General features: G+C 40.7%; 1 pseudogene (cut by a window edge). It reads left to right on the top strand.

The annotated features are described in order from the left end of the window. Positions 1-63 precede the first annotated feature (63 nt). Positions 64-545: pseudogene (locus HRU21_12825) on the top strand (hypothetical protein) (it continues 58 nt past the right edge of the window).

The raw sequence follows: 545 nt of genomic DNA, 5'->3' as shown, positions 1-545 counted from the left end.
TGTAAATATGCCTCAAACGCTATAGAATTATAGGCTTATAGCTATTTACGATATGGCATTTTAATGGCAAGCGATAATAACGACAGTAAAACCAAGCAAGCGCTTCCGGAAGCATTTGACGATATTTTGTTCAATAGTCCGTCTGAAGATGATTTATCTGAATCAAGCTTACAATCTGCGGAGGCTATCGACAGCACTAGCTTTAGCAGTGATGAGTCTTTTGATGATATTTTGTTTGCCGATCAAGCCGCTGCTGAAAAAATTATCGAAAATGTCAGCAGTGAAAGAGAACAGAGCGATCTCTCAGATAAAACCATTGCTCACAATAACGATAATGCTGTTAAAGCAAAATTCAATACAAACCCTAGCAAAGTAGCGCCTGCTAAAAATACTGATGCCAGCATCGAAACCGTCATGCCGTCTGCTGATGATGTTACTGAGATGTCTGGGTTTGATAAGACTCAGCCTGGCGAATCGTTAACGCAAGATTACCCCAATGCTATTGCTGATAAGGAAGCGGAACATGAAGATGCCCTGTTTCTCGA

It is taken from the genome of Pseudomonadales bacterium, assembly GCA_013215025.1.
In the GTDB taxonomy this organism is placed as follows: Bacteria; Pseudomonadota; Gammaproteobacteria; order Pseudomonadales; family DT-91; genus DT-91.
The sequence above is the reverse complement of the archived record's forward strand: the minus strand, read 5'-3'. Positions and strand labels throughout refer to the sequence as shown.